Origin of the sequence: Pinirhizobacter sp. (genome assembly GCF_035317885.1) — a bacterium.
Taxonomy (GTDB): Bacteria; Pseudomonadota; Gammaproteobacteria; order Xanthomonadales; family Rhodanobacteraceae; genus Pinirhizobacter.
The window spans coordinates 1-5,554 of record NZ_DATHFX010000378.1; the positions used below are offsets into that span (position 1 = coordinate 1).

The following is a 5,554-nucleotide window of genomic DNA, read 5'->3' on the forward strand; positions in this document are numbered from 1 at the left end:
CAGACGTATGGGCCGACCTTGTTCGGCAAGGCGGCAGCGGAACTCGGACGGCATCCGTTTCCCCATCCCACGGGAAATTTATCCCAGCCCTACGTGAACAACTTCGGGTCACAATTGGGTGCGTGTACCTATTGCGGCTTCTGCGAGAAGTTCGGCTGCGGCAACTATTCCAAAGCCAGCCCGCAGACCACCCTGCTGCCCTACCTGATGGCCAAGCCCAACTTCACCCTGCGCACGGAGAGCGAAGTACTGAAGGTGGAATTGTCGCCGGACAAGAAGCAGGCCACCGGCGTGACGTACGTGAACAGCGCAGGCGAGGAATTCTTCCAGCCCGCGAATATCGTGATCCTGTCGTCGTACATCCTGCAGAACGTGCGTCTGCTGCTGCTGTCGGGCATCGGCACGCCGTACGACCCCGCCACGGGCAAGGGCGTCGTGGGCAAGAACTACGCCTACCAGACCATGTCATCGGTGAATGTGTTCTTCGACGACAAGCTGATCAATCCGTTCATCGGCGCTGGTGCGCTGGCCACGGTGGTTGATGATTTCAACGGCGACAACTTCGATCATTCAGGCCTCGGCTTCATCGGTGGCGCCTATATCGCCGGCATGATCACCGGCGGCCGCCCCATCGAGATGATCTACACCCCCACGGGCACGCCTGCGTGGGGCAAGGACTGGAAGCATGCGGCGGCCAAGAATTACCTGCGCTCCTTCAGCCTTAGCGTGCATGGCTCGTGCATGAGCCATCGCGGCAACTACCTGGACCTGGATCCAACCTACCGCGACATCCATGGCCGGCCGATGCTGCGCATGACGTTCGATTTCACCGACAACGAACACAAGATGTCCGACTTCCTTACCGACCGCGCCGCGGAAATCGCCAAGGCGATGAACCCGCGCGAGATCAAGCTTAACCGGCGCGTCGGGTCATGGAGCGTGGTGCCCTACCAGACCACGCACAACACGGGCGGCGCGATCATGGGCGATAGCCCGGCCAATAGCGTGGTGAACAAGTACCTGCAAAGCTGGGACGTGCCCAATGTGTTCTCGATGGGCGCGGGCGCCTTCCCGCAGAACGCAGGCTACAACCCCACGGCCACCGTGGCGGCGCTGGCGTACTTATCGGCGCAGGCGATCGTGCAGCAATACCTGAAGCATCCTGGCCCCCTGGTACAGGCGTAGATGCCATGCGAACCCTTATCCGTGTCGTACTGGTACTGATCGTGCTGGGCATCGTGGCCGGTGCGTTCATGGCCTGGAGCCTTGGCCGTGCCGCCGCGCTGCCATCAGGGCCTGTTACTTCGGTAGCGGCTGCCAAGATCATCACCCAGCCCATCGCCGACGGGCCCAACGCCGAGCAACTGCGGCGCGGGCAGTACCTAGTGCGCATGGGCGATTGCCTGTCGTGCCACCTGCGGGCGGGCGGTGAGCCATTCGCCGGCGGACTGGGCCTGAACACGCCCTTCGGCGTGATCTATTCCTCGAACATCAGCTCCGACCCCACCAACGGCATCGGCAACTGGACGCCGGATCAGTTCTACAAAGCCATGCACGATGGCATCGGTGGGCGCGGGCAGCATCTCTATCCTGCCTTCCCATACCCATGGTTTCGCAATCTGGAGCGCGCCGACGACGACGCGCTGCTTGCCTACCTGAAGACGACGAAGCCGGTGGCGTACAAGCCGCCCGATAACGATCTTCTCTTCCCCATGAATATCCGTTTCATGGTGTCGTTCTGGAACGTACTTGCCTTGCACGACGCACCGAAGTCGCAAGCGCCCGCCGACGCACCGCCCGAGTGGAGTCGCGGTGCGATCCTGGTGCGCGGCGCCGGGCACTGCAGCGCATGCCACACCGCCCGCAACCTGCTGGGCGCCGACAAGAAGGGCCATGATCTTGAGGGTGGCGTACTGGATGCCTTCGTTGCGCCGGACCTCACCGGCAACCAGCGCACCGGCCTGGGACGCTGGAGCGTGGATGACATCACCGAGTACCTGAAGACCGGTCGCAACAAGCATTCGTCTGCCGGTGGGCCGATGGGCGACGTGGTGACCTATTCAACCTCGTTGATCACCGATGAAGACCGCCACGCCATTGCGGTGTACCTCAAATCCCTTCCGGCAAGCCCGGACGTGGACGTCGCGGCCGCCGACGGGGCGGCGATGAAGCGCGGCGCGGCGATATTCTCCGACGCCTGCACGGCCTGCCATCTGGAGAACGCCGTTGGCCAGCCGACCTTGTTCCCGCCGCTGGGCAACAACGCCGTCGTCCAGCAGAACGACCCCACCGGCGTGCTGCATATCATCCTGGCCGGCATGCGCGTGGGGCCATCGCCAACCCGTCCCTCGCCACTGACGATGCCCAGCTTCGCGTGGAAGCTTACCGACCAACAGGTAGCGGACGTAACGACGTACGTACGCAATAGTTGGGGCAACCGGGCGTCACCAGTGAAGGCGGATCAAGTGGCCAAGCTGCGCAAGAAGCTGGACCTGGTTAACCTGCGCCTTACCGACAACTCTGGCGACCAGCCATGATGGCCATCCATCCCCGTGACATTATTCGCCGGATGCCCTCGCCGGCATGGAGCATGCCGTGAAACGCTTCCGTTCTATCGTCCTCGCAGCCATCGCCTTCACCGCGGCGGTGCCGTTATTTGCCTTGGCACAAGCCAGTGCACCGGCACCATCCAGCGCACAACCCGCGCCCATCCGCGCACTTCTTGAAACCCGGGACGTCGATGGCGCACCGGGCAAGCAGTTGGTGCTTGGCACCGTGAAAATGCCACCCGGCGCCGTAGCGCCCTGGCACACCCACCCGGGCGACGAAGCCGGCTACGTGCTCAGCGGGACCTTGATCCTGAAGCAGAAGGGCCATCCCGACCGCACCCTGCATGCGGGCGATCACTTCTTCAATCCCAGCGGCCTGGTGCACGAACTGCTGGCCGGCCCCGGCGATGAAGGCGGCAGCGAGGTTTCCACCTGGGTGGTGGACAAAGGCAAGCCCATGGCGACGCCCGCGCCGCAGCCTTGAACCTTCAGTAATCAGGTCAGTGTCGGCAGCCGCTTGGAAGGTACTTCGGCGGCATGGTCATCGTCCGGTCGCATGTCCAGACGATGGAACCAGACGAGGTCACGGCCGATAGTTTAATGCCGAACGTGTGGATTATCCTGCTCGTCTTGGGCATGTCGAAGTTGATGATGACGTGGCCCTGCTGGCTATGGGCATCGACCATGTTGACATAGGTGCCCTGGATCTGGTCTTCAATACCGCCGACATCGTTCTCGGGAGGGAATTCGCCGTGGTTGGCGTAATACTCCTCGAGTGTCGGCCGCACCCCGTCGAACAGGACGAAGCCTTCGGACACCTGGCTGCGAATCACGTAATCCTGGTAGGCCGGAATGGCGATCGCCGCGATGATGGCGATGATCGCCACCACGATCATCAATTCGATCAGCGTAAAGCCACCGGTCAAGCGGTTCTGAGTTGTCATGGTCAAGCACCTGGTTCCCCCCGGAACGTGCCGCCATGATATCACCCGGGCGGCACGCGGAAGGCCAACTGCACCACGATTATTGCACTACGATCGTGCCCACCATCATCGGGTGGATCGAGCAGTAGTACGTATAAGTGCCTGGTTTGTCGAAGGTGAAGCTGTAACTGTCGTTGGTATCCAGGCCCGGGGAGCTGCGGAAATTCCCCCCGGCGCTGGTCACGATATGCGGTTCCTCGTCGAGGTTGGTCCAGACCACCTTCGAGCCTGCCGATACCGTCAGCGTCTTGGGCATGAAGGCAAAGTTCTGGATCTGAACCCGGGGCCCCGGCGGAGGTGCGGAGGGCGTGACCTTCGCGGCCATGGCGTTGGACACCGTCGCCATCCATGCCAGGGCCAGCGCCGACGCCATTATTCCCATTCTCATGCCAATGCCTCCTCGGCCACCGCCAGTGCCTGCGCGCCGCGCACGTGACGGACCTCGCGCACGCCAAGGTAATGTTTCAACGATCCGGCCACGATGTCCTTCAGTGGCCCCGGGCCCGGCCCCACGCCAGGCGCGGGTTGCGGGTAGGCGGTGGAACGGGCGGTGTGGAAGGTAACCGTGCCTTCCACCTTCTGCTGCACCTGGTGCACATGGCCGTTGAGCACGGTGACCGAACCGAAACGCTTGAGGTACGTCATGGCCTCGGCGCTGTCGTCCGTACCCCAACCCCATGATTCATACAGGTTCCAAAGCGGCATGTGGGCGAAGACGACCAGCGGCGTCGATGCCGACAGCGGGGCAAGGTCTTTTTTCAGCCACGCCAGCTGGTCGGGGCCGAGGAATCCCAGGCCGCCGGCCTTGAGGTTCAGTACATTGATCAACCCGACGAAATGCACGCCGCGGTGATCGAAGCTGTACCAGCCGCCATCGGCTTGTTTCTCGCCGAACCGCTTGAAGAACTCCGCGCCGTTGTCGCCGATCACGTCGTGCTCGCCCGGCACGTACAGCGTGTGCGGCGCGCCGCTGTCACGCACCAGTTGCGCCACGGTATCGAATTCCTCGGCGCGGGAAAGATGGGTAAGGTCACCGGTGTGCAAGATGAAATCGGGACGGTGGCGTTGGCTTGTGGCGCGCGCAAGGCTTTCGCGGAAGGAACCGGCCACATCCATGTTCGGTTCCTTGTGGAAACCGATGTGCGAGTCGCTCACCTGCACGAAGCTGAAGGTGGCGTCGGGCGTGGCGATGCCTGCATCACCGCCGCCGAGCCCATGGGCCTGCAATACACCGCCCTTCATCAGCCAGAGCGTGCCGGCGCCGGCCATGGCCATGCATTTGAGGAATCCGCGACGGCCCTCGGGGCCCTCGGTATCGTTGCTGGGGTGGTCCATGGGAATCTCCGTGGGGTTGGTTTCGGGGGATGAAGCCGGCCGGTTTGTTCGACGTGCCTCCCTTGCCGATACCCCCTTCCCCACGGCTTTATTCCCCTTCAAGGCCACGGGAATAAAACGGGAGTAACCTCGGTATGTATCTTCATGCCCGCCTTCCTCGCCGCCATGAGCCCAGCCCCCGACCGCCATCGGACAGCCCGTTTCGAGGCTTGCTTCCTTCCGCACCTGGACGCCGCCTGGAACCTGGCCCGTTGGCTGGCGCGCAGCGATGCCGATGCCGAAGACGCCCTGCAGGAATCGATGCTGCGGGCCCTTCGCTACTTCGACAGCTTCAACGGCGAGAACCCGCGGGTATGGCTGCTGGCGATCGTGCGTAACACTACCTGGACGCTGATCGCGAAAAAGCCCGGCCAGGGCGTGCATGAATCGCTCGACGAAGACTTGCACCTGCTCATCGACGGTGGGCCTACACCCGAAGCCATTGCCCTGGTCGCCTCCGATATCGCCGTGCTGCAGTCGGCGCTCGATGCCCTGCCCGCGCCGCTGCGCGAGATCGTGGTGCTGCGGGAGCTCGAGGGTTTTTCATATAAGGAAATCGCGACATCACCGTGCCGATCTTGAGCGATGTGATGGTGGCGATTTCCTTATATGAAAAACCCTCGAGCTCCCGCAGCACCACGATCTCGC

The 5,554-nt window shown here is 62.8% G+C and carries 7 protein-coding genes; 4 read left to right on the forward strand and 3 right to left on the reverse strand.

The genetic code is table 11. The features are described 5' to 3' along the window. The 3 genes from VK519_RS12415 to VK519_RS12425 form a co-directional block, all read left to right on the forward strand. Positions 1 to 1,185: GMC family oxidoreductase (locus tag VK519_RS12415; RefSeq protein WP_324350197.1), on the forward strand; the 1,185-nt coding region annotated here is incomplete at its 5' end. 5 nt (positions 1,186 to 1,190) lie between these two features. Continuing rightward, complete coding sequence (locus VK519_RS12420) at positions 1,191 to 2,537, forward strand: c-type cytochrome (RefSeq protein WP_324350199.1); 1,347 nt, start codon at positions 1,191 to 1,193, stop codon at positions 2,535 to 2,537. Positions 2,538 to 2,595: 58 nt separating this feature from the next. Further along, positions 2,596 to 3,033 (forward strand): dimethylsulfonioproprionate lyase family protein, encoded by a 438-nt coding sequence (locus tag VK519_RS12425; protein ID WP_324350201.1) that lies wholly within the window; start codon positions 2,596 to 2,598, stop codon positions 3,031 to 3,033. A gap of 16 nt (positions 3,034 to 3,049) precedes the next feature. On the opposite strand, the gene VK519_RS12430 is transcribed toward VK519_RS12425, so the two are convergent. From VK519_RS12430 to VK519_RS12440, 3 genes are all read right to left on the reverse strand, one after another. Then, positions 3,050 to 3,493, reverse strand: a complete 444-nt coding sequence (locus VK519_RS12430; RefSeq protein ID WP_324350202.1) for a pilin — start codon at positions 3,491 to 3,493, stop codon at positions 3,050 to 3,052. Between the two features lie 79 nt (positions 3,494 to 3,572). After that, a complete protein-coding gene (locus tag VK519_RS12435; RefSeq protein ID WP_324350203.1) occupies positions 3,573 to 3,920 on the reverse strand; it encodes a cupredoxin domain-containing protein in 348 nt (115 codons plus the stop codon). After that, positions 3,917 to 4,867 carry a metallophosphoesterase family protein gene (locus VK519_RS12440; protein WP_324350204.1) on the reverse strand — a complete coding sequence of 317 codons (951 nt, stop codon included), beginning with the start codon at positions 4,865 to 4,867 and terminating at the stop codon, positions 3,917 to 3,919. Before VK519_RS12440 ends, VK519_RS12435 begins: the two co-directional genes overlap by 4 nt. 144 nt (positions 4,868 to 5,011) lie before the next feature. Here VK519_RS12440 and VK519_RS12445 point away from each other — a divergent pair, with 144 nt between their 5' ends. Beyond that, positions 5,012 to 5,488, forward strand: coding sequence for a sigma-70 family RNA polymerase sigma factor (locus VK519_RS12445; protein ID WP_324350206.1), 477 nt, complete (start codon positions 5,012 to 5,014; stop codon positions 5,486 to 5,488). Positions 5,489 to 5,554: the final 66 nt, after the last annotated feature.